19 protein-coding genes are annotated in these 23,215 nt (G+C 34.2%); 11 read left to right on the forward strand and 8 right to left on the reverse strand.

Going from position 1 to position 23,215, the window contains the following annotated elements; genetic code table 11:
• Window positions 1-23: 23 nt before the first annotated feature.
• From RCG20_RS09835 to RCG20_RS09870, 8 genes are all read left to right on the forward strand, one after another.
• Window positions 24-1,172 (forward strand): efflux RND transporter periplasmic adaptor subunit, encoded by a 1,149-nt coding sequence (locus RCG20_RS09835; RefSeq protein WP_308184057.1) that lies wholly within the window; start codon window positions 24-26, stop codon window positions 1,170-1,172.
• Entirely contained in the window at window positions 1,165-1,845 is a 681-nt protein-coding gene (locus RCG20_RS09840; RefSeq protein WP_308184058.1) for an ABC transporter ATP-binding protein, read from the forward strand. Before RCG20_RS09835 ends, RCG20_RS09840 begins: the two co-directional genes overlap by 8 nt.
• A complete protein-coding gene (locus tag RCG20_RS09845; RefSeq protein ID WP_308184059.1) occupies window positions 1,842-3,035 on the forward strand; it encodes an ABC transporter permease in 1,194 nt (397 codons plus the stop codon). The genes RCG20_RS09840 and RCG20_RS09845 overlap by 4 nt, the downstream gene beginning before the upstream one ends.
• Before the next feature lie 483 nt (window positions 3,036-3,518).
• Window positions 3,519-4,337, forward strand: coding sequence for a helix-turn-helix domain-containing protein (locus RCG20_RS09850; RefSeq protein WP_308184060.1), 819 nt, complete (start codon window positions 3,519-3,521; stop codon window positions 4,335-4,337).
• Window positions 4,338-4,854: 517 nt separating this feature from the next.
• A complete protein-coding gene (locus RCG20_RS09855) occupies window positions 4,855-5,730 on the forward strand; it encodes a helix-turn-helix domain-containing protein (protein ID WP_308184061.1) in 876 nt (291 codons plus the stop codon).
• A gap of 17 nt (window positions 5,731-5,747) precedes the next feature.
• Window positions 5,748-6,641 (forward strand): tyrosine-type recombinase/integrase, encoded by an 894-nt coding sequence (locus tag RCG20_RS09860; protein ID WP_308184062.1) that lies wholly within the window; start codon window positions 5,748-5,750, stop codon window positions 6,639-6,641.
• Window positions 6,638-6,883 (forward strand): hypothetical protein, encoded by a 246-nt coding sequence (locus tag RCG20_RS09865; RefSeq protein ID WP_308184063.1) that lies wholly within the window; start codon window positions 6,638-6,640, stop codon window positions 6,881-6,883. The genes RCG20_RS09860 and RCG20_RS09865 overlap by 4 nt, the downstream gene beginning before the upstream one ends.
• A gap of 309 nt (window positions 6,884-7,192) precedes the next feature.
• Complete coding sequence (locus RCG20_RS09870; protein ID WP_308184064.1) at window positions 7,193-7,345, forward strand: hypothetical protein; 153 nt, start codon at window positions 7,193-7,195, stop codon at window positions 7,343-7,345.
• Window positions 7,346-7,633: 288 nt separating this feature from the next.
• Here the strand turns inward: RCG20_RS09870 and RCG20_RS09875 are convergent, their stop codons facing one another.
• The 6 genes from RCG20_RS09875 to RCG20_RS09900 all read right to left on the reverse strand — a co-directional run bounded on the left by RCG20_RS09875 (window position 7,634) and on the right by RCG20_RS09900 (window position 17,293).
• On the reverse strand, window positions 7,634-7,807 hold the full coding sequence (locus tag RCG20_RS09875) for a hypothetical protein (RefSeq protein ID WP_308184065.1): 174 nt from the start codon (window positions 7,805-7,807) through the stop codon (window positions 7,634-7,636).
• Window positions 7,808-8,320: 513 nt separating this feature from the next.
• Entirely contained in the window at window positions 8,321-9,610 is a 1,290-nt protein-coding gene (locus tag RCG20_RS09880; RefSeq protein WP_308184066.1) for a recombinase family protein, read from the reverse strand.
• Entirely contained in the window at window positions 9,603-11,018 is a 1,416-nt protein-coding gene (locus tag RCG20_RS09885; RefSeq protein ID WP_308184067.1) for a recombinase family protein, read from the reverse strand. Before RCG20_RS09885 ends, RCG20_RS09880 begins: the two co-directional genes overlap by 8 nt.
• A gap of 519 nt (window positions 11,019-11,537) precedes the next feature.
• The gene (locus RCG20_RS09890; protein WP_308184068.1) at window positions 11,538-14,240 is read right to left on the reverse strand and encodes a hypothetical protein; all 2,703 of its coding nucleotides are present in this window, start codon (window positions 14,238-14,240) and stop codon (window positions 11,538-11,540) included.
• A gap of 417 nt (window positions 14,241-14,657) precedes the next feature.
• On the reverse strand, window positions 14,658-16,022 hold the full coding sequence (locus RCG20_RS09895; protein WP_308184069.1) for an Ig-like domain-containing protein: 1,365 nt from the start codon (window positions 16,020-16,022) through the stop codon (window positions 14,658-14,660).
• A 563-nt stretch (window positions 16,023-16,585) separates the two neighbouring features.
• Window positions 16,586-17,293, reverse strand: a complete 708-nt coding sequence (locus tag RCG20_RS09900) for an EAL domain-containing protein (RefSeq protein ID WP_308184070.1) — start codon at window positions 17,291-17,293, stop codon at window positions 16,586-16,588.
• A gap of 265 nt (window positions 17,294-17,558) precedes the next feature.
• Between RCG20_RS09900 and ilvB the strand changes: the two genes are divergently transcribed.
• Window positions 17,559-19,214, forward strand: a complete 1,656-nt coding sequence (ilvB, locus tag RCG20_RS09905; RefSeq protein WP_308184071.1) for a biosynthetic-type acetolactate synthase large subunit — start codon at window positions 17,559-17,561, stop codon at window positions 19,212-19,214.
• Window positions 19,215-19,289: 75 nt separating this feature from the next.
• Here ilvB and RCG20_RS09910 read toward each other — a convergent pair whose 3' ends face one another.
• Window positions 19,290-19,700 carry a VanZ family protein gene (locus tag RCG20_RS09910; RefSeq protein WP_308184072.1) on the reverse strand — a complete coding sequence of 137 codons (411 nt, stop codon included), beginning with the start codon at window positions 19,698-19,700 and terminating at the stop codon, window positions 19,290-19,292.
• A 259-nt stretch (window positions 19,701-19,959) separates the two neighbouring features.
• Here RCG20_RS09910 and RCG20_RS09915 point away from each other — a divergent pair, with 259 nt between their 5' ends.
• Window positions 19,960-20,427 (forward strand): VanZ family protein, encoded by a 468-nt coding sequence (locus tag RCG20_RS09915; RefSeq protein WP_308184073.1) that lies wholly within the window; start codon window positions 19,960-19,962, stop codon window positions 20,425-20,427.
• Between the two features lie 303 nt (window positions 20,428-20,730).
• Here the strand turns inward: RCG20_RS09915 and RCG20_RS09920 are convergent, their stop codons facing one another.
• Window positions 20,731-20,991 carry a hypothetical protein gene (locus tag RCG20_RS09920; RefSeq protein WP_308184074.1) on the reverse strand — a complete coding sequence of 87 codons (261 nt, stop codon included), beginning with the start codon at window positions 20,989-20,991 and terminating at the stop codon, window positions 20,731-20,733.
• A gap of 177 nt (window positions 20,992-21,168) precedes the next feature.
• On the opposite strand from RCG20_RS09920, the gene RCG20_RS09925 reads away from it, so the two are divergent.
• A complete protein-coding gene (locus tag RCG20_RS09925) occupies window positions 21,169-23,190 on the forward strand; it encodes a hypothetical protein (RefSeq protein WP_308184075.1) in 2,022 nt (673 codons plus the stop codon).
• Window positions 23,191-23,215 lie beyond the last annotated feature (25 nt).

The following is a 23,215-nucleotide window of genomic DNA, read 5'->3' on the forward strand; positions in this document are numbered from 1 at the left end:
GCCTATGTGGAAGGAAGAGCTAGATGGAGTCAAAAATAATATCAAAGAAGAAGTCTATTGTTATAGCTATAGCCGGTCTAATTTTGTGCCTTTTCGTTGGAGTTAACATTTATCTCCTGAATAAAAAGGAAACAAAAACTACCTTTAACGTTAAGGCCTATACGATTATAAAGAAAAATCTCACGGATACTATTGTGGTGCAGGGACAAGTATCCCCCACAAGTGAGGAAAATATATATTTCGATCCCTCAAAAGGAGAAATTGAAAAAATATATATTAAAGTGGGACAGACCGTTAAGAAAGGTGAAAACCTATACAAAGTCTCCAATAAGGATCTTGATACACAGGAAAAGCAGGGAATAATATCTCGTGATAAAGCATTGGTACAGATCAACTACTACAAAGATCGGATGACTAATTTAAAAATCAAAATGAATAAAGAGAAAACAAGAAGTCCCCTTGTAAATATGGACTCTTTAGATGAACAATTAAAAGAGTTCGAATATCAACAAAAACTTGCTACTCTCGATTATCAGGTAAGCAAGGAAACGATCGAGTCTATTAAAAAGAAACAAGAGGATTTATATATAAAGAGCAGCATGGATGGGACCGTAACACATATTGAGAAAGACCCACGAAGCAATCCAAACATGCCATTCATCAATATAATAGACCATTCATCCAACATAGAGGGATTTTTAACAGAATTTGAAGTAGTGCATGTGAAACAAGGACAGCACGTCGAGTTACGTGCGAAAGCGATAGCAAATCGAAAATGGACTGGAAAGATTTCATCGGTTTATGATACGCCTGTTCATTCTGACGTTATGTCCTCCAATAATCAACAAAGCAGCATATCCAAATATCCCTTTACCATTACGCTAACAGAAAAGGATTCTACTTTGAAAAACGGCCTTCATATGGAGGCAGAGATTGACATTAAATCCATAAACAATGCGATAGTAATACCAAATACTTCAGTTCTCGAAGGAAAGAATCAAAAAGATTTGGTTATTATTTCAGAAAACAATCACTTCAAGGTTAAGAAAATAAAAACAGGATATAGGAACAGCGAATACACTGAAGTCATTAAGGGATTACAGTTAGGACAAAGAGTGATTATTACTCCCTCAGAAAAATTGATCCAAAAAGTGGGTGCCTACAATGATTAAATTGGTAAACACGACAAAGATTCACCAAACTGGTGAATCCCAACTTATAGCTCTCAACAAGATTAACTTAAAAATCAATAATGGTGAGTTCATCGCCATTATGGGTCCATCCGGATCCGGCAAATCTAGTCTTATGAATATCATAGGTTTCTTGGACAGGCAGTTTTCGGGGAGTTATTTCTTAAATGATATTCTTTTATCAATGAAGGATGAGAATGAATTATCCTTCCTTAGAAATGAATATATTGGATTTGTTTTTCAAAATTTCCAACTTCTGCCAAGATTAACAGCCCAGTCAAATGTAGAATTGCCTCTAATCTATTCAGGAGTTAAAAAAACAGAAAGAATGGGGCGTGTAAAATTGGCACTAGAAAAGGTGGGTCTAGCGGATAAACTTAACCACTATCCAAGCCAGCTGTCCGGTGGTCAAAAACAAAGGGTGGCAATCGCAAGAGCTATGATTAATCAACCTAAATTACTATTAGCTGATGAACCAACAGGAGCTTTAGATTCAGTTTCAGGTCAACAAATTATGGGATTGTTTCAAAAGCTAAATGAAGAAGGAACGACCATTATTTTGGTAACGCACGATTCTAAAATTGCATTATATGCAAATCGTGTCATCTCCATTAAGGATGGAAGTATTGTGGAAGATCGGTGGATAGGAAAGTGAATATATTGGATAGTATACAAATTTCAATAGACTCCCTCATGTCCCACAAGCTCAAATCTTTGTTGACTATGCTAGGTATTATTATCGGTGTAGCTTCTGTTATTACTGTAGTTTCAATTGGTCAAGGTGGAGAGGCAAAGTTAAAAAACCAATTCTCTGGCTTAGGAAATAATTCACTAGATATTTACTATGAACCAGGAAAGAATGAGATTAAGAACTCTACTGCAACAGTCGAACTCTTCACGGCTGAAGATGTGTACGAACTTAGCAAAATTTCAGAAATAAAAAAGGTCATCTCTTCTAATGACAACGTGTCCAAAATATTCTTCAATGAAAAGGCACAAGATGGCCGAGTCATTAGTTATACAGATGGTTATTATGATATTACCCCAGTAGAACTGATAGAAGGTAGACTAATAGATCATTCTGACTTACAAGAGGGTCGCAAAGTGGCGGTCATCACGAAAGAGTTAAAAGAACGATTATTCCATGACAAAGACCCCATTAATGAAATCATCGAGGTAGAGGGAACTCCTTTACAAATTATTGGCGTGTATAAAGATAAAACATCTACTATTATTGACTATGAAAAAAGAAAGATTCTAGTTCCTATGAGTATTTGGCCTTTTTTATATGGGAATGATAAAATTCAAATGATTTCAATACAAGCAAAGAGTGCAGATACACTGAACACCGCTGGTAAAAACGCTGTTGATTTCCTAAACCATTCTAAAGATGTGGAAGGGAAATACAAAGTTCTTAATATAAAAATGATCTCAAAAAATGCATCCACCATTACTGACATCATGACAGCAGTAATAAGTGCGATAGCAGGAATTTCTCTACTTGTAGGTGGAATTGGTGTGATGAATATCATGCTCGTATCTGTTACAGAAAGAACTAGAGAAATAGGGATACGAAAATCTATTGGGGCAACACCCAATAAGATCTTGCTTCAAATATTGATCGAATCCGTCATTCTCACCATCCTTGGCGGGGTTATCGGTATCGTTTTTGGAATTGGCAATGCCTATATTATTTCCTATTTCACAAACTTTCCTTCTATCATTTCACTTCCTGTTATCTTCGGAGGTTTAGCATTTTCGGTAATCATTGGGGTTGTTTTTGGAATCCTTCCTGCAAATAAAGCAGCAAGACTGGATCCAATTGAAGCTCTTAGATTTGAATAAATCGGTATCACTCCATATCCCCAAATAAACTCCCAATGTAGAAGGTGTAAACTTTGTTTAGTTTCCATAACCAAACAAGTCTTCTGCAAAGGAGTTTTCTTTTCGTTTACTCCAGTTTTTCCATACTGCACTTAATCGTCCAAATGTGTAGCAAAAAAGCCAACTATATGAACTGAGCCCCTACTTTCCAGAGGCTTTCTACCTAGTTACCAATTCTTTTGAAGAAATATCTAAAAAAAATTTTTTCCTAGATAAGTCCTATCAACCCCATTGTTAATTTTCATCCTTTTTGTAAATAAAGAATCTCAAATAGGTTTCTTTTTATTCTTGTTTAACTAGTAAATACGCTAATTAATTACCATATTATTACTATAACCTAGTTGTCTAGTTTACAAAATACTTTCTAGTTTTTTTATTGTTTCATAGGATAATTAATTCTTATTTTGATCATAATAAATACTAAATGAAAGGAGGACAAATATTTTGCGAACATCTAAAGCAGTTCCAAAAACAAAAATTGGCTGGTTCCTAAAAGAACAAAGGGAACTACTTAATTTCACCCAAGCAGAGCTGGCAGCAAAGCTAGGCATACAACCAAAAACGTATAATGGATATGAAGTAGGAGGGAAAACTCTCTCAAAAAAATCTCTTGATATGGTGGCAAATTTTTATAAAGTAGAAAATACATTTTTATTACCGCTAAATCAAAAAGAAGAAAAATTAGTAGAAAAGCAGAGGAAGATTAAAGAAAAGAGGAAAAACACAAACACTAATCATCACTCCCCGGATACATCTAATATAAGGAAGGAAAGCTTAACCCATAATAAACCTGAAACTCTAATAAAAACAAAAAATATAGAATCGTCTAAAGATGAGTGTTTTAAAATACTTTCTCTTGCTGATCTAATTGATCAATTGAAAACTATTAAAGACAAATGGAATACTACAGGTAAACCGATGTTAACGCAACAGAACATTGGGAATTTAATACTTATTGTAAAGAACTACGAAGTTGTTGTCGAAATTGACCACAATTTTATTATGCTTGCTTTTATTAATGAAAACGAATTTATTTCTAAAATGTTACAGGAATATTTAGGTGATCCATTCCTAAATATTCCTCGAATTGAGTCACAAAACTCCAATAGAATAAATGCTGGTTATTCTATTTGGGTCAATAATAATTTTTCAAACACTTATAAACTTAACATTCTATTTTCAAAAAAACCTGAAACCCTCCTAACTATCTTCCAAGATGATGCCTTAACACAATTATTTTTATTAAATATGATAAATACCTAAAATATGAGAATTTATTCTCATATTTTTTGTTTTTTTAATTGTATAAAGAGAGATTCTATTTTCTATTTGTCATATATAGCATATTTAATAACTAATTCATCATAGGTCTCTAGTTAAATGAAAATATATGTCTATATAGATAGAGTAGACAAATTCCATAGCATTTATACGTAAAACCTATATTTTAAGCACAAATGATTTTTAAATAATAGAAAAGTGAGTTAACTTCACTGGAAATCTGTACTAATAAGTAATTACAAGATTAATTTAGTGGTATGTAATTATTTAATTTAGGAGGAACAAAAGCCACCTAATTTACCCTCTTTATCAAGTAGTAATTTTCCGCTCAGAGGTCCCCTGTCACATGTAGCAAGATAACAGCTCTAAGTACTGAAGTTCTAAAATCCAGCTGGCTTACTTTTCACTTACGTAATCAATATATTTCAAAAATCAGAGCAAAAATAGTCTATATTATATTGATCTTGTCAAAAATAGTCTTGAAATGGAGGTGATAAAAGTGGAGCTAGCAAAAACAATAAGTATTGAGGTGAATAACAATTTGGGAATTCAATCCCCTAATGCCTTGCCAAATAAACTAAAACAATTAAGACGGGAAAGCAATTTAACTATTCAAACGTTGGCCGAACAACTAAAAGTTTCCCATGCGTTTATTCACTTTTTAGAATCAGGCAAGCGCGGTGCATCTGATGAAACACTTAAAAGGTATGCAGACTTCTTTGGCTGTCATTTTGAAGAGTTGAAGGAATTGCAGAAAGTTACAATAATTGTTGCTGAGGAAAGAGACAACTCAAATATAAAGTTCCCAACCGAACTTGTTGATTTCACATCACTTTTAATGCAATTTAATAAAGAATTCAGAAGTAGTTACATCAATGAGCAAATCGAAAACCTACGTGATCGATTTTACAAATCAATGCCTAGTTTTGATTTAGGGGAAGTAAAAAAATTAATAAAGAAAATTAAGGAAGCCTGGTTTTCATTTAAATCAGAAGTAACTATATTCGATGAAAAGAAACTAGTAGGGACACTACAAGTTCCTGAAAATCAAATATACTTTTCCCTAATTATAGCTGAGAAGTCTTGTACCTTGCTTCTACTATATGAGGATCATCGATATGTTGATTTATTTAAGACATGGCTAGGGGAAGAAAACATTTCATTAATTGATATGGCTCAGATTTCTCATCTTAATGAAGAACAAAAAGTTAAAAAATACCTCTGGTTCAGTACTGCACTATCAATCAAAGACCAGTTACTTTACTTAATTGAAAATGAATATGTACTTGAAAGAGTGAATTGCAGAGATCCTCAATTAATTCGTTCCATTAAATATTATCTGGAACAAACCACTGAAGTAGAAGACGCAATATAACAACATGGGGTGAACATATGACTTTACAACGAAATTTTGATTTAGGGTTGTACAAGAAGAAATTTCTACGTCATCTTCGAAGAAAAAATTATTCTTTAGAAACATTGGTGGGATATGAAAAAGATCTAGATAAATTTAGTCTCTTTTTAATTGAAATTTATCAGGGAGTAATTTTAGTTGAGGAAATAACAAAAAATGATATTTTGGATTACATGGATTTTTTAAAAGATAAGGAAGGTTATAAAATTAATTCTATTTCTAGACATTTATCCACTTTAAAATCATTTTTTAAATTTTTGACACAGGAATTGGATTTTACTGAGAACCCAGCAATGAAGGTCAAAACGCCTAAGAGTTATACACCTTTACCACAAATCCTTAGCTTTAAAGAGGTCCAATTATTATTAAACGAGACTAAAAAATACTCATCTTTTTACCATGTCCTTTTTAGTTTCATTTACTATACTGGTACAAGAATTACGCCAGCAAGAACCTTATTAGTGGAAAATGTTAATGTAGCTGAAAAAAAGGTGTACTTTCCCTATATAAAAGGAGGAAAAGACTTACATCTTCCATTACATCCGATATTAGCAGACCTACTTGAAGCACATTTAGAAAAAATTAGACATAATGGCTCTAATTATGTTTTTGAATCACCTAAATTACAAAACCGCCCTATTAGTGCAGGCGATGTTAGGATTAACCTTAGGAAAATGTCTAAAATTTGTGGAATTACTAAACGGGTAACTCCCCACATCTTAAGGCATTCAGTTGCAACCCATTTAACCTTATTAGGTGTAGACCAAGCATTTATTGCTGCCATATTGGGCCATGTTGACCTACGCTCAACTAGTCGTTATCAGCATTTAGTTGTAGATAATTTAAGACCTGCATTGGAGAAACTACATTGAATCAACATATGGCTCAGTTACTTAAATTTATCCTTATCGTGATTTTGATGGAAGAAGAAAAAATTCCTTTTGAGGATATTTTAAGTTTGAAATGGAGTGCGATCCAGTTCAAAGAATCATCCCTAAAGATCTTTACCCATTACCATCAATACGATATTAAGAATGAAAAATTACTTCTTTTCTTCAAGATGCTTTACGAAGTAGGTCATTGTTATTCAGATCAATTTATTTTCTTAAATTAGTTCACCACATTTGTGGTGAACTTTTTCTTTTTCCTCTATATTATTAGCATATTCTTCCTTAAACATACTTCTTATTCTGTCTTAAATCACATTCTTATCTTTTTAATTAGAGAATAAGGATAAGATTAAGACAATGTCTCTTCTTAATATAGGATTTCATGACTCTTTTAGAAGAAAATCTATTTAGAATAGAAAAAATATAAGATAAAAAAATGAGAAGTTCATTATAATCAACTTCTCATTTTTTTATACCTCTAAATGTATTAAACCTTGTAAATTCGGGCAATAATCAATGCTATGGAGGTGATTATGCTGAAAAATGAAAATCAAGATACAAAAAATGAAGATTGGGTTGTCCGTTTTCTCAATCTGCCACCCACAGACCAAATGGACTTTCTTTACCGTTTCTCCCTTGATGAAAAATTAAGAAAGGCAGTTGAGAAACAAGTATTTGGAGAATAAGAAAAACAATCTTCATAAGGGGAAGAAATAAAAATATTCTCTTCTCCTTATTTAATAATTCCCCTTTTGTTTTATTCCAAAAAAGGGATAAGAAAATAATAACGGGTTCCGTTACCTATCACAAAACTTGAAATTGCAATCCAAAATGCAACTATAAATGAACACAAAAACGCACTGCATTTTGCAGTACGTTTTGCCATTTTGATAAACGTTGCGATGAGAAAAGGAGTTGCTCCAGCAACTCTTTTTTGGGGTTTACGCTCGTAATTTCATATTTTTTAAACGGCATTACTTTCCTTTATTGGATAGGCTTTGGTCTAATTTTTCTTCAATTCTTTTTAAACTGTTATTTCTTTTTTTGGTGTTAATTATGAATAATATTATTGCTGTTGGTACTGCAATTATAATAGCAAGGATTATTATAATTAAAATTAATCCTGGTATTCCTATATTGCTGAACATAAATTAAAACACCTCCCTATACATATTTAAACATATTTAGTTTTTTATGGTTGGATTTTTCATGAAATCTTATCAAACTTAAGATAAGCACATCATCAAACTTCTAAACCTTCAACCACTTAAATTTCTGTTTGCAGATTTGTATGCAAAAATGTAGTGTGATTTGTAGCGGTACACTGCCTATTGTACTCCTACATTTTCATATACAAATTCTCCTACAAATTCACTTAGATTTTTAACCAAAATCCCTACAAATCGGCATACAATTTGTAGGTCATTTTGTAGATCATTTTTAATGTTTGCGATAGATAACGGAACCCGTTAAGAAAATAATTTGTCATTAAATTTTTACTTCACACGGTGCGGCAATAGGCCTATGAAAAAAGAAATCAATCGAATATTTCCGAAATTTCCGTAAATATAAATTACAATAATTTTTTTCTTAGTCTATAAAAATGAAATACAAAATGACTTATGAGAAACTCTCATAAGTCATCCATCAAAATGGTTCCTTTATATGGTTTTGGATGATATTTTTCCATCCTCTGTAATTTCAAATTGAATATTATCATTCTTTAATTTCTGATAAAGAAGCCTATATTGAGATTTTTGAATTAGCTCAGAATAATCAACCTTAATTTTCATCTCATTTGAATTATGGAGTATTTTTATTTCAATTTGGATTTGTTCTAATTTTGATTTAAATGCTTTTAAAGTAATTTCTGCCCGTGCAAAGGCTTTTTCTAACTTTTGTTTTTTTTCTAAAGTTCTTTCATAATGGGTTGACACATTACTATAAGAATTTTTTTGGTTTAGATCCATTTCCTTTCCCATTAATAATTCAAATACTTTCTGATGAACCATTTCTATTGGATATTGAATGTTACAAGTATTGCATTTATATATTCCTTTTTTGAGGCCTTTCATTTTTCCACTACAATTACTACATAATAAAATTCCATTGGACAATAAGTAAAAGTTTCTTGTTCTTTTTATTTTTGAATTATTATTTATAATGGAATTAACCCTTTCAAATTGTTCCAAGGAAACCAAATTTTGATGTGGCACAAATGACAACTGTTCATAAGTTATTTTTCCTTCTTCACTTTTCAACTTTTTAAAAATATATCCCGTATAAGTTTTATTTGTTAAAATCCCTGACAGTGACCTTTGATTAATAGTATGTTGAAATACTTCTTTAATAATTTTAACAATTTTTCCTGGGGGGAAACCTTCAATACACTTTTGAAAAATATGCTTTACAATTGGTGAGGATTTTTTATCTTCTATTAGAAATCTTTCTTTATTAAATATGTAGCCAAAAGGGGCATCCCTGAACATATACTTTCCCTGATGCATCTTACTTAACTTAGAGTCGTTTATTCTTTTGTATCGCTGTTTATTTTCCATTTCTGACTGAATACCTATCATAACTGTCTGTAAAGGAGTCATATTTGTACCACACAAGTTTTCTGATACGCTAATAAATTCAACTCCTTTCCTTGAAAACTCCTCCAATGTAATTATAAATTCATACGAATCCCTTGCCAGTCTATCAGAAAATGCTACAATGACCATTTCGATATTATTATCTTTTTCTATTTCTTCTTTTAGCATTACATATTGGAATCTACCTTTTATTTTTGTTCCAGATTTGCATTCATCGATATAGATTTTTTTTAAATATATGTTATTTTTCTCACAGTATTGTTTTATGGAGTATATTTGGTTAGGTATACTGGATTTGGGATTGATCATCCCTGAACTACGACAATATCCAACTGCAATTTTATAATTATTCATTAAAATCATCCTCATTATTAAAAATTTGTTTATGAAAGACGACTTCAATCTTAGAACTCAAGAAATCAACTAGGATTATGAATGGTAGCATCAATAAATAGTCATCATCCAATGGATTTTCATAATTATCCAGGTGCTTTTGGTCATTTTTAAGCAATTTCAACACCTGTTCAATACTCAAATTCTCTTCTTGTAAAGTGCAGTATTCATTAGTATTTATAAGCCTTAATTCCTTGACCATTGATTTGGTAAAATAACCTCCTCTTTCTATTTCTTCTCTTGCCTCTATCAATTCCTGCATTTTACGTTTGTTTTTTACCAGTTTATATTCATACAGTTTTTCTAATTTATTATAATTAATGGAGGTACTTGTTTGTTTCTGAATTAAATTATTAATTTCTTTTTGTAACTTTTCACCAATGGTACAAGCTCTTACTTCTTTTTGGCAACTAGAACAAGATAAATATTCATCTTTCCTAATTAAAGCACCCCCACATTTTTTACATAAACAATAGTTAGGAAGGATAAAGGGATAGTTTTTACACTTTCTTCCTGGCTTTTCAAATTCTAGTCTTTTTAAAATCAATTGATGAATTAATGGATCAATAATAGGCTGGATATTTTCACTTTGAAATAAATATTTCTCCTTCCCTTCAAGAGTTCCATATAGAAAACCACTATAAATTTTATTTACTAGCACATATCGAACAGACTTATAGGACCAACTCTTTTCTAACCTAGTCGCTCCAAACTTTCGGTTCAGCGTTTCTGCAATTCCTCTTAAACTGAAGTTAAATAAGTAGCAATAAAAGATAAATTGAACAATGTGAAGTTCCTGTTGCTTACTTATGTCATCAGTATTTAATTGGGTTGCTGGAACAATTTTCTTTCCATCCTTTGCTAATACATAGCCTAGTGGATACCTTCCATCATACTGTTTTCGATTCAAAATTTTTGCTTTTCTTCCATCAGCAAGCCCACGCATTAACCTTTTCCATTCTTCCTGGGCCATTCCCGTTAGCAGCAAAAAGAACATTTTAAAATTCTCTACATCACTAGAAAAACCCTGAGCTATAAAAACTACTTTTTTTACATGACGCGTAATTTCAAGCATTTGTTCGATATTGTTTACAAGATCACGACCAAATCGATCTACAGAGTACATGAGTAAAACATCAACTTTTCTATGCCTCAAATCATATAGCATTTCTTGTAATTCGGGCCTTTTTGTATTTCTGCCCGTATATCCAACATCATGGTAAGATTTGATAATTTCTATATTATTCAAACGTGCATATCTTTCTATTTCAACTTGTTGATAGTTAATACTATCTTCGATTGATACCCCTTTTACCTTAATGGATTTCCTGGCATAAGAGACCGCAGTTAATTTAGGATAACTATCCATACCTAAACTCCTTTTAGTTTCAATTTCTACTAGTTACAATTCATAAACTATCTTTGTAATAAAATCAGAAACTCACTATTATAAAAATTTATAATAAAAAAATACAAATTCGTCTAAAATTCTCTGTATACTTTTTTAAACTTTGTTAATTTGTTACTAGAAATATAACCTAGTTGAAATTGATTTTTTCAAAATAAAAAAGCATACCTAAGAATTGGAAGGTATGCTTGAAGTATTTGTAGTATTTCATATTTTATTCAGTTTTAATTTGTTTAAATTACTTTGTCTACTCATTCTTTAATTTTTGTTAATTGTTCTGGAATTTTCACATTAAGCTTTGACGAGTGGGACAAGTTACCTATCCCTGATCCATCCAAGTTGAATATCTATTGAGGAATAAAAGAAAAGCCCTGCAGAGATTTCTCTCTACAGAGCTTTACCTTATAAAAGTCTCTCAATTTGGGTTGAGGAACCTGTCCCCGTGCCCCCATTAAGATTAGAATTTAACTAATCTTAAAATTATTTTGTAGATGTAACTACTGTAGAAGAAGATGCGTTACCAGCAGCATCCACTACTTGAGTAGCTCCAGTTACTACTTGAACAGTCACAACATCACTTACATTAGAAATGAAGTTACTTGCATCAGATTTAGCCACTGTGAAGTGAATACCGTCACCAGTATCAACAGGATTCGCTAATGTAACAGTGTTGCCATTAACTTTTACAACTAAATCATCAGTTGCATTTAATGTAGCACCAACAGCCTCACTGAATGTGATATTCAAGCTGTTTAAACCAGTCAATGATGCAGTATAAGTTGGAGCAGTGTTTTCAATAAATGGTAAAACTTGGTTGTAAGCTGTGATAGCTTTGCCGGTAGTATCTACAACATTATTTACAGTAAATTGATAATTTGTTGTATATGGAAGTACTCCACTAGCTAAAGTTAATCTTACATGTTGATTGTCACCAACAAATACAGCATTAGTTGCAATAGTGTGACCATCAATTTGATAGTTACTTAAAGTTAATGCAGAAGAAGTAACTGGTTTACTGTAAGTAACAGTAACTGTATTTGGAGCATTTAAAGTTTGAAGAGCACCAGTTACAGTACCTGTAGCAGCAGCACCTGAAATAGCAAAGCTTACATTAGTATTTGCTAAAGAATTTGGATTTGCAGCTGTATCTTTTACAATGTTTCCGATAGTAGCAGTGTATGTGCCAGCTGGTAAAGCTTGAGCATTGGCAGCAACACCATCATAATCGTCTGCATTGATACCGATAGCATCTGTAACTCCATCATTATTTAGGTCAAGAGCTTTAATATTAGCATTTAAAGCATCTTTAACAGTGATATTATTTTGTACATAACCATTGATATCAACATAACCTAATGTTAATTGTGAACCTACAGTTACATTTACCCCACGGTCAACTGGGAATACAATATAGTTTACTCCGCCAACAGTTTTCAATTGACCAACAGTATTAGTAATTGTTGGTGCTTGAGCTGTGAAAGTTACATAGTTAGTTGACGCAGCGGCCATTGGAAGTCCAGCTAAATCATGGACAGCGCTAACTGTAATAGTATGAAGGCCTGCAGTTAAATTGGTAGGAACACCAGCAACAAGATTTAATGCAGCAACATTTAATGTAAATGTTTTACCATCAGTTGTAGAAACATTTGCTGCTGATGTAGTAACAGGAGCTCCTCCATCAAGTGATACTTGGAAGTAATCTTTTAGACCAGCAGTTGCTTCTTTGATTGGCTCAGAGAATACTACTTTTGCTTGTGATAAGTTTAATGATGTTACACTTGCAACTGTTGGTGCAGTTGTATCATTAACAGTTGAGAAATTTGTTGAATATGGATTTGGTGTTAATAGATTATTTGCATAATCAGCAACTCCATACATGTCTAATTTGAAGCTTGCACCTCTTGTTAATCCACTAACATCAATTGTTACAAATGTGTTTCCAGTTGCTGCATCAGTACCTACTGCAAAGTTACCAACTACAGGAGTAACATCTGCATTTGTGCTGCTATAAATCTTAGTAGCTGCAGCAGCAGTTGCTGCAGATAAGTTTACTGGCTCACTGAATAATACTTTAAGAGTATTAGCATCAACCATTGATGCACTAGCTACAGAAGGTCTAACTGCATCAGATAAAGAAACAACGTTTTGGTAATCTGCTGATTGTTGTTTTCCATCAACAGTTAAGACATTTTTAGAAACTGATACAACATAATTTGTTGCAGTATTGGTTAAGCTGTCTCCAGCACCAAAAGTTAAGATAACTGATTTTCCATCAGCTTGAAGAGTTGGAGTAAATCCTAGTGCTGCACCGCCAACTAGAGTTACTGCATAGTTAGCAGGATTTTGAGCAGTTGTAGCATCTACTGCCTTGTTAAAAGTAACTTTAACTTCTTTAGCGTTAATCGCACTTACACTCACAACTGCAGGAGTTTGAGTAGCTTCATAAGCAGCAACTGCAGCAGTAGCTTTAGTTGTTAGATCAGCTTTGAATGTTTCAGTTACTTTTGGTAAGTTTAGGTTGATTTGATCAACAGCAGCTTTAGCTACATCTAATTTACCAGCAGCAATTGCATCTGTAACTGCTTTAACTTTCACAGCAACAGTAACGTCATATTTCATTGTTTCTTTAAGAGCTTGAGCATCAGCTTTGTAAGATGATTTAAGAAGGTCGCGAGTTGTTTGACCATATACGCGGTCTAAAATTACTGTTCTTTTGTTTAATTGGTAAGAAATTTCGTTGTAATACTTTTGAACGTCAACTAGATTCTTAGCATCTATTGCAACTTTTAGAGCATCCTTGTTAGCTACAAGGTTTTTAACTGCATAGTTGTAAGCATCTACGTATGTAACTACACGCTTAGTGATGTATGTGTTGTAGTTATCATCTAGCTTAGCAAGGTTTGCATCTTTTTGTGCTCCGCCAGCTTTAACAACAAGAGCTTTTGCGCTTGTGTAAGCAACTTTTGCAGCATTTAATTCTTTGTAAACTGAGTTGATGTCAGCAAATTGACCATTAGCAGTTACATCACTGTAAGTGTGGTAAGCAACTTGCATTTGCTTTACAGCGTTATCCACTGTAGTTGTAACGTTGCTAGCAGCGTTTGATTGTAGAGGTGCAGCTGCAACGAATGCAGAAGCAGCGACTGCAGAAGCAGCAGCTATTTTAATAGCTTTCTTTTTCATAAGTTTGAATTTCCCCTTTCGTATTTAAAATAGTCCAATGTACTGGTTAAAAAACTAGAAACATTGTCTATCAAACTTAACAATTATTATACTAAAGCATTATGGAAATATCAACCTATATATCCATGACATACTAAACTTTAGTAGAATTGTGCAAAAGTGGTTGATAACAGTCAAGTTACCACCCATTCCCGCAATTCCTATAATAATACATAATAGGTGGGAATACTAGTTTTAATTACATTTATTTGGGTTTTTACTATGAATATTATAAATAATTAAAATACTCCCCTTTTTATAAGCGAACTCTATAACTATATGCTTACCTTTAAGATATATTCCTATTTTCTTTAAGCCTTAAAAATAAAAAAAACACATCCAAAATGAATAGTGGATGTGCCTTATCTTCATATTTAATTAGTTCGCTGGAGCTGCGACTACATCAATTAAAATAGAGTAGTCCATATCGTTATATGTGACGGTTAGCTTCGCTTTACCAGCTGCTACTGGAGTGATCTTACCCGTTTCATCTATTGTAAAGACCTGTGAGTTTGAAGAAGTAAACGTTACCCCTTTGAAATCTTCAAGCTTAAGTGTTTCGCCTGGCTCGTCACCAATTATATCGTAGTTTTGATCAGAGGCCTCGGTTGGAACAAATTGATAAGACTGTCCTACAACAGCCTGTGTTGCATCCTTACCAGCTTCGTCCACTAATTTCCCTTTATCGATACTGAAATACGGTAGACCTTCAACAATGGTGAATTCTTTTTCAGCTACCACTTCATTTGTTGCAGTTTTGATTAACTGAATTTTATCAGTTCCTACCTCAGAAAGTCCTTTTTCTGCATAGGCATCTTTAAAGCTACCATCACCGTTAAAGTAACCTTTATCATCTTTAATAGTATAGCCAGCTGCGAATGCATCAGCATAGATTTCTTCGCCTTCTTTATTGAAATAAGAGAATGCATCGAAAGCGTTCAAGTCGTTTTGTCCTGTTGTAAAAGTATAATCATCTGCAGGAACGATTGTGCTGATGTCCTCGTCCATATATGGCGAAAGTGTGTCAACAAAATAATTTGAAAGTGCTTCGATGAGTGTTTCGCTATCTATTTTTTCAAACCAATCTGCAATATTGTTTCCGTATTTATCCGCAAGATCTGTGTCGTCTTTTTCGAGAGCATCTGCCAATCGGTTTATTTCTATATAAATACTAACAGGATAGAGTGCTTCTTGTTTAAGTTCTTCTGCAGGCTGTTTATACGTTGTAAGGAAGGTCTCACGAGTTGATTTGCCGTAAACCTTATAAAGGTAGGCTGCTTGTTTTTTCATTTCATAGGATAGCTTGTTGTAAGCTACTGTCATTTCTTCAAGATCCCCGTTTGAAAGATGGTCCTCCAATGTTGCTTGAAGTCCAGATAGCTTTTTACCGGAGCTGATCGCATCGATATATACGGCTGTGCGGTCAATCCAAAGCTTTACCGAATCTAAACGAGCATTCAACCGATCTCTATCTTTTTTAGATAGCTTACCAACAGCTGTTTTTGCTGCTGTATAATCTTTTTTGGCTTTGTTGTATTCGGTCCATGGCTGCGTTTTCGCGTTAGCTTTGTAATCTACCGAAATGGCACGCTGTAAAGTTACTTTATTTTGTTCTGCCTTTACTACTAAACTCTCTGTAGTTGATGCTGCATCAGCCTGATGTGGGTTAACGGCCACAACAGCTGATAGAGCCACTGTTGAAAGAGCAGTGAAGCTTACTACTTTTTTCATTTTTTTATTCAAGAGATTTACCACCCTTTTTTATACTTTTATTCATTCTATATCTAATTTCAAACTAGGAATATAGTAACTTATTTTTTAAAGATATTCATTGTGAAAAAATTGGAAATTGATGAATGAAAAGTGTAAGCACCAAGGAAAAGGAACACGACTAAAAGGCGCTAAGTCCTGCAAAAGTGCCAAAACTTGTACGAACTTATACTTCGGAGAGAGACCTAGCATTCTTTGATTCATTTGCAGGTCCAAATCGATCTTGAGGGGGCTGGGCGCCAGCGCTAGCCAATTCTCAAAAATCAAAAAAATCCGATACTAAAAAAAAATAGCCTCTTTTAAGCTATTTCATTTAATATTTGCTAATTCAGAATAAACTCGGCTATCAGGCCTTTGTAATTGGATAGTAAGAAGAATTGAATATGACCAATTTTTGCAGATTCTTATATATCAGCCTGATTGAATTAATTCATTCCAATTCTCTTGTTTATAGCAAATATATATTCATAGAAAGAATACAATAGAAACTTTCATCATTCTTATGAACTTCATTAGTATCTTTTTTCCAAATTAGTTCAAACTTCTAGCACCGGCATTGGTTTTGAAAGCAAGTATCCTTGACAGAAATGCACACCCAAGTATTGAGCCATCTGTAAATCCAGACTTGTTTCTATTCCTTCTATTACTAAGCTTGTTTTTGTATCTTCGAAAAAATTCAGAAGAAGTTGAATCATTTTTTGTTTTTTTGGTGTAGTCGCTAGATCAATTGAAAAATAGCGATCAAGTTTAATAAAATCCAGGTCAAGTTCAATGATCAAATTTAATGATGACCACCCTTTACCGACATCATCGACGGCAATTTTATAGCCAAGTTTTTTTAAAAAATGAATTCTTTCTTTTAATAATTTTTCACTACTCGCTTTTTCTGACTCGCTGATTTCAAAAACAACATTTTTACAAGATTCAGGGAACTGCTCTACAAGGTGGGCAACAAAGGATGGGAATTGAGTATGAAGGATCGTCGAAGGACAAATATTAATAAATAGCAATCCATCAATTGGTATTGTTTGTTGGGAATAATAGGTCTGAAGGGCCTTATCAATCGATTTTGTATCTAATTCATAAAGCTTTTTCGTTTCTCTTGCCATTTGAAAAATAAATTCTGGATTTCCTTGCTCTGCACGGAATAAAAATTCAGCCCCAATTGCTGACATGTTTTCTATCCGATACAAATATTGATAACTATGTGTAAATTCATCCTTTTCAATCAGTCCTTGGATCATGTTAAATTTACCTTTTCCTCTCTTAAAACCTACCTGAATTTGGCTAGATCCAGCTTCAACTGGTCGGAGATTAAAATTTTATTTATTCCATTCTTCCAATTAATCGGTTGTATTTTCCAAGTAAATTTTATTCAAATGTGTAAACGATTACAAACATTACTATCTATATTAACATGTTTAAATATTTAAAATATGATTTATTTCACATACAATATTATTCTAATAATTTAAAATATTAAGAAACTAGAAACTAGGTGAAGGAATAATGGAATTTGGAATGGATTTTCTATTTGAATCATTAACTACGAATAATGTGGACTGTGTTTTCGGATGTGATGCGGAGGCATTTTTACCAGAAAGCTGTATATCTGAAGTCCGTTATGTCCAATTAACGCATGAACAATCTGCTGTCCATGCAGCCGATGGATATGCTCGTGCAACAGGGCAGCCAGGAGTAGTCCTGTTATCTTCTGCATCAGGAGTCACCAATGCAGTTACAGGAATTGCGACTGCAAGTAGCGATTCTGTCCCATTGGTTATTTTTGCAGGGGCATTGGTGGATAAACCTTTAAATGAAACTGTTCAAGCGGTTGATATTTCAGGTATCACCATGCCAATCACAAAGCATATTTTTAAAATAAACAAGCAGTCAGGCCTTGCTACTGTAGTCCAGCAAGCTATTTCGATTGCGGTAAATGGTAGACCAGGCCCTGTTTTGATTGAAGTTACAGCAGAAGCTATTCCGTCAGATAACTTTATTCCAGATCAAATGACTATTTCAGAAAATAATAAAACAAAAAATCTGCAAAAGTCAATTGAATTGGCAGCAAAATACCTTGAAGCTGCCCGAAAACCAGTCTTTTTCATAGGCGGAGGTGCCGTTATTTCAGGCGCAACCCAGATTCTAACAGAAATCGCACACAAAACCCGGATTCCCGTGGTGAGCTCCCTTTTGGGGATTGGGGCTATTGACGCAACTGATCCCCTCTACTTAGGAATGCTCGGGATGCATGGTACATATGCCGCAAACAAAGCCGTTCACCATAGCGATCTACTTATTTGTATCGGAGTCCGTTTCAGTGACCGTGCTACTGGAAAAATTAGCGGTTTTTCGCCAAAATCGAAAAAAATTCATGTCGATATTGATCCTTCTGAAATCAATAAAATTATCCCTGTCGATTTACCGATTGTCAGTGATGCAACCGAATTTCTTACTAGTCTAAAAGATCAATTGAACTACGGACGAATTAGAGGCAACACAGAAATTTGGGTAAATGAATCAACCGAATGGAAACGAACAGTTCCTCTCTTTGATAAGTCGAACAGTCTCTTAAGTCCGCATCGGGTGATCCGGATGCTTAACGAGTATTCCAACGAAGAAGCAATTGTGGTGACGGATGTTGGGCAGCACCAAATGTGGACAGCACACAATTATAAATTTACCAAACCACGGACACTCGTTACTTCCGGTGGATTGGGTACGATGGGCTATGGTCTACCAGCAGCCATTGGGGTCGCAGCCGCAAACATAACAAAACAAGTGATTTGTATTTCTGGCGATGGCAGTTTCCAAATGAATCTGCGCGAACTGATGACCGCAGTAAAATACCAGCTTCCCATTAAAATTGCGATCATGAATAATGGCTATCTTGGCATGGTTCGCCAGTGGCAAGAACTGTTCTATGATGGTCGCTATTCCGCGGTTAAAATGACTTCGCCGGATTTTGTGAAGCTTGCTCAGGCCTATGGTGCGGCAGGATACAAGGCTCGGTCTGAAGAAGAGGCGCAACAGGTGATTAGTGAAGCGTTTAGACAATCTGGGCCTGTTGTCATGGAGTTTGATGTGGTAGAGGAGGAAAATGTTTATCCAATGGTTCCCCCTAATCATAGTAATGATCAGGTAATTTTATCGCGGCAGTAACATTTAACAAATTATAATTACCTGAGCCAGTCTGTTGACTGGCTTTTTAGCTGTTATAGTGGGGATTCATTAGCTTTATTTTGCTGTACTTCGTCGTTTTTTCATAAAATAAACAATCAATAAAGCAAGTATCGCCCCGATGGAATCGAGCATTACATCCTTATACGAAGATTCTCTTCCAGGCATAAATGATTGATGATACTCATCCGTTATCGCATAAACAACCGTCAGAAACCATGAAAGGATGTAGGCAAATCGGAATTTTCCCAGCGATTTGAAGAACAAGACAGCAAGTATCCCAAAAACGGTTAAATGTGTGGCCTTTCTTACGATTAGATTCAATAATTTTAAATCCACATGACTTGTGGAAATTGTTTTATGAATAGCTGCCTCTGTATTTTCTCCCTTGAAGTAAGGTAGTTGTGTACAGATAAAAATCATGGCTAGCCACAGTATTAAGGTGATTATCCATTTTTTCTTCCCCATTGTGGCCCTCCCTTTCCCATCCATCTAAAGTTACAATGAACATTTTCCATTATATCATCAAGAAGCTACGTTCAAATGAAAATAAAAAAGGCAGAAAATATGACCTTAGCCCTTCAAGGTTTGCTTCACTATCTTTCAAAGGCTTTGCCGTTTCGTGCGATTTATGTGTTATAAAATTAGTATATTAGTTCATAATTAATATATAGTAAAAATTTACCTATACACTCTGTGAAATATTAAAATTTTAGGAGATAAAATAATGGAGCCATATCGTATTCCTGTAATGGGGAATTCCTTCAAAAAGAATCGAAAGTTCCTACTGAAAATTGCCCTTATTTTATTATGGGGACTGTTTTTATCCTTAAATACGTGGACTGTAAGCTTAGAACATCTTATAGCATTCCAATCTGCTAGTTTTAAGTGGGTATGGTCTCCCAATTTTTTATCATTCTTTTATTTTTATGATTTTACATTGATTCATCCAGATTTTCTTCTGGTGAAACTTGGACATTTTATGGGCTTTGCAATCATGGATCTTCTTGTTTTCAATCTTTTTAAAAGACATAAAATTTCAATCAGCATATCGATTACCTATGCATTTCTAACTGAGTTTTTACAGCTTTTTTTTGGCAGAGATGGCCGGCTATATGATCTTGGAATAGATTCATTAGGGGTTCTATCCATTTATTTTTTTATTCAATTATTTAAATTAACAGGCAAACAGTAAAGGAAGTTTCATCAATTTTTTCAATTTAAATGCAAGGTCTTGACATAATGAATCCCAATAGTGCCAACATTTCAGCCCAGTTCAATCAAACGTTTGATTGAATTTTAAATTTCGACACACTATGACTCGGATCTCACTTGAGGAACTAAATTCCTGCGTTTTTCGATTAAAAAAAGAGTAACCATCCATCCATGAAGGAAAAGGGCGGTTACTTCTTTTAGGTCAGTGGAATTATTTATTTAATGAGGATTTCCATTGAAGTTGGATTAAGAAGGAGAAAACGACGAAGAGATTCTAGTTTTTTTAAGCAAATCCAAGTGTTTTTTGGACCCTTAGGATACTCCTCCTATTATTCCAGCTTTCTTCTTTTAAAATTTCGATGCTGTCTTCATGGTTTTTTATCTGTGCTTTGATTTCACCAAATTCCTTTGCATTTTGGAGTCTCATCTCACTAAATTCTGCCTTTAATGATTCTTGACCATTTCTTAAGGCACCTAGAATTAAACTATGATCATCGAGCTTTTCATTCATTTGCTGAAGTAATGTCAAAATTTGCTTTTCCAATTCATTCACCTCCTACTCTACTTTTTTATTATATCACCTAAAATCTAGATTGCCTATTTCGAATTTCCAATTAATAACCAATAGGTGACAGGCACCATCCAGATACTGGATGGTGCCTGTCACCTATTAAATGTTAAACTGGGAATACACATAAACCTTTTTGGAGGACTTTCATCTATGAAATTAGTAAAAATTTTGGTTCTCACTTTAATAATCCTTTTTACTATAAATCCTACCTTTACTACTGAATCTGAAATGCTACAAAATGCAAAAAGTGAAGCGACTCCTAAAACCATCTCCCATTCTAAAACCGTACCGGATCTTCGAGAAAATACATTTAGTAAAATTGGTCCGCAAATTGTCAATACAAACGCGATTACAGCTGCTGCAGGGAACACGGAAAACGGAACAGCCCTTATGTATGTTATTTTACAAGGTGAACCAGCGAAGCTTGCAGTCATTGATTTAGCGACAAATCAGCTCGTTGATGAACAACCCCTCAAAGACTCCTCGATCGCCTGGGCTATTGCGGTTGATTCAAAGGGGATGGTTTGGATTGGTGGAACACCTAATGAACAGCTTTATTGCTATAATCCCAATTCTAAAAAAATGAAAAACCTTGGAAAGGCGAGCAACAAAACGAGTACATCTATCCATGATTTGGAGATTACTAAGGATGGGACCGTTTTTGGAAGTTCTTCATATGGGGGTAATGTTTTTAGATATATTGAAGGAAAGGGATTTAAAGACCTAGGGCAGGTATCAGCCGGGAAGAAATTGGCCCGAAGTTTAGCCTATTCCGATGAGAGTAAAACATTGTTTGTTGGTTTAGGTTCAAAGGCAGAACTAATTGCCTGGAATCAAACAGCAAATAAGAAAAAAGCTATTCTTCCAAAAAAATATCAAAATGAAACCTCAATTTATGATTTAGATGAGGAAAAGGGAATTTTATTTGCAAAGCTTGAGCCTAGCAAAAAAATTCTACTATTTAATTCGAAAACATATGCATTTATGGGTGAACTTGATGCAAGTTCACGAGGAGTTTCTCCCATTTCTCCAGACGGAAAAAAAGTCTATTACACAAATCAATATCATTTGGTTGAATATGATGTATCAAGCGCGAAACAAACAATGTTTAATTTTACATTAAAGGGCACCGAAGCAGTCTCACTCGATTTTGTAAACCTTTCTGATGGACCAGCACTTGTAGGGCTGCTAGGCAATACCGGAACCTATTTAATTTATCAATTGAATAGTCAAACTTATACGATTGATAAGCTACCACTCCCACCGCAATATGTTCCTATCTATAATATTGCAAGTGGATTGAAGGGTACAATTTACAGCAGTGGCTTTGTAACTGGACACATGTCTATTTATGACCCAGAATCCGGAACAAATACCGTTCTTCGTAACATCGGGCAAGCAGAGGGAATAACAGCTTTAAATGGTAAAATGTATCTTGGCATTTATCCTGGTGCAACAGTCTACGAGTACAATCCATATGATGGATATGCTGCAGATAGTGTAAAACCACTTTTTAGTATTGGCTATGGTCAGGATCGTACGCTTGCAATGGTCGGTGTTGATAAGTTGAATAAACTCTTTATTGGTACCCATCCGAAAAATGGAGAGGTTGGCGGTGCTTTAGCCATTTATGATACAAAAACAAAAAAATTGGTGGTTAGGAAAAATATCGTTCCGAACCAAAGCATTGCATGCCTCACCTATTCAAATGGATATATTTACGGTGGGACATCTATTTTTAGCGGGAAAAATTTAGAAGGAAAAGCGAATGCTGTTTTCTTCCGACTTAAGGCAGACCAGCCTAATGGAAAGATCGAAATTCTCACTCCCCCAACGAAAAAGCCAAGGCTGATCCATGCTTTACTTCTTGGCCCTGATCAAAGAATTTGGGGATTAAGCGATGGAAACTTATTTGTATATGATGTGAAAAAGAAAAGCATGAAAGTCACCAATATAGTCCCAACCACAAGTGGACGCTTCAAAAATGGCAACCTGTTAAATGGTCAAGATGGTAACATCTACGGATCAATTGAAAAGCATTTATTTAGGGTTAATCCTAAAACCATGAAGGTGGAGATGCTACGAAACAGTGGGGTTGACGATATCGCTACGGACCCAAAGGGGGATATCTATTTTTCGGATAACAGTGATTTGTGGGTGTATAGACCGTAAACTCAAGCACCGGGAGCCCGGTGCT

The sequence above is a fragment of the Neobacillus sp. PS3-40 genome, from assembly GCF_030915485.1.
Taxonomy (GTDB): domain Bacteria; phylum Bacillota; class Bacilli; order Bacillales; family Cytobacillaceae; genus JAUZPL01.

Excerpts from the sequence above, each read along its gene's own strand:
- RCG20_RS09835 (WP_308184057.1), top strand. The coding sequence starts at position 24 with ATGGAGTCAAAAATAATATCAAAGAAGAAGTCTATTGTTATAGCTATA.
- RCG20_RS09840 (WP_308184058.1), top strand. The coding sequence starts at position 1,165 with ATGATTAAATTGGTAAACACGACAAAGATTCACCAAACTGGTGAATCC.
- RCG20_RS09860 (WP_308184062.1), top strand. The coding sequence starts at position 5,748 with ATGACTTTACAACGAAATTTTGATTTAGGGTTGTACAAGAAGAAATTT.
- RCG20_RS09870 (WP_308184064.1), top strand. The coding sequence starts at position 7,193 with ATGCTGAAAAATGAAAATCAAGATACAAAAAATGAAGATTGGGTTGTC.
- RCG20_RS09875 (WP_308184065.1), bottom strand. The coding sequence starts at position 7,807 with ATGTTCAGCAATATAGGAATACCAGGATTAATTTTAATTATAATAATC.
- RCG20_RS09880 (WP_308184066.1), bottom strand. The coding sequence starts at position 9,610 with ATGAATAATTATAAAATTGCAGTTGGATATTGTCGTAGTTCAGGGATG.
- RCG20_RS09885 (WP_308184067.1), bottom strand. The coding sequence starts at position 11,018 with ATGGATAGTTATCCTAAATTAACTGCGGTCTCTTATGCCAGGAAATCC.
- RCG20_RS09890 (WP_308184068.1), bottom strand. The coding sequence starts at position 14,240 with ATGAAAAAGAAAGCTATTAAAATAGCTGCTGCTTCTGCAGTCGCTGCT.
- RCG20_RS09900 (WP_308184070.1), bottom strand. The coding sequence starts at position 17,293 with ATGATCCAAGGACTGATTGAAAAGGATGAATTTACACATAGTTATCAA.
- ilvB (WP_308184071.1), top strand. The coding sequence starts at position 17,559 with ATGGAATTTGGAATGGATTTTCTATTTGAATCATTAACTACGAATAAT.
- RCG20_RS09910 (WP_308184072.1), bottom strand. The coding sequence starts at position 19,700 with ATGGGGAAGAAAAAATGGATAATCACCTTAATACTGTGGCTAGCCATG.
- RCG20_RS09915 (WP_308184073.1), top strand. The coding sequence starts at position 19,960 with ATGGAGCCATATCGTATTCCTGTAATGGGGAATTCCTTCAAAAAGAAT.
- RCG20_RS09925 (WP_308184075.1), top strand. The coding sequence starts at position 21,169 with ATGAAATTAGTAAAAATTTTGGTTCTCACTTTAATAATCCTTTTTACT.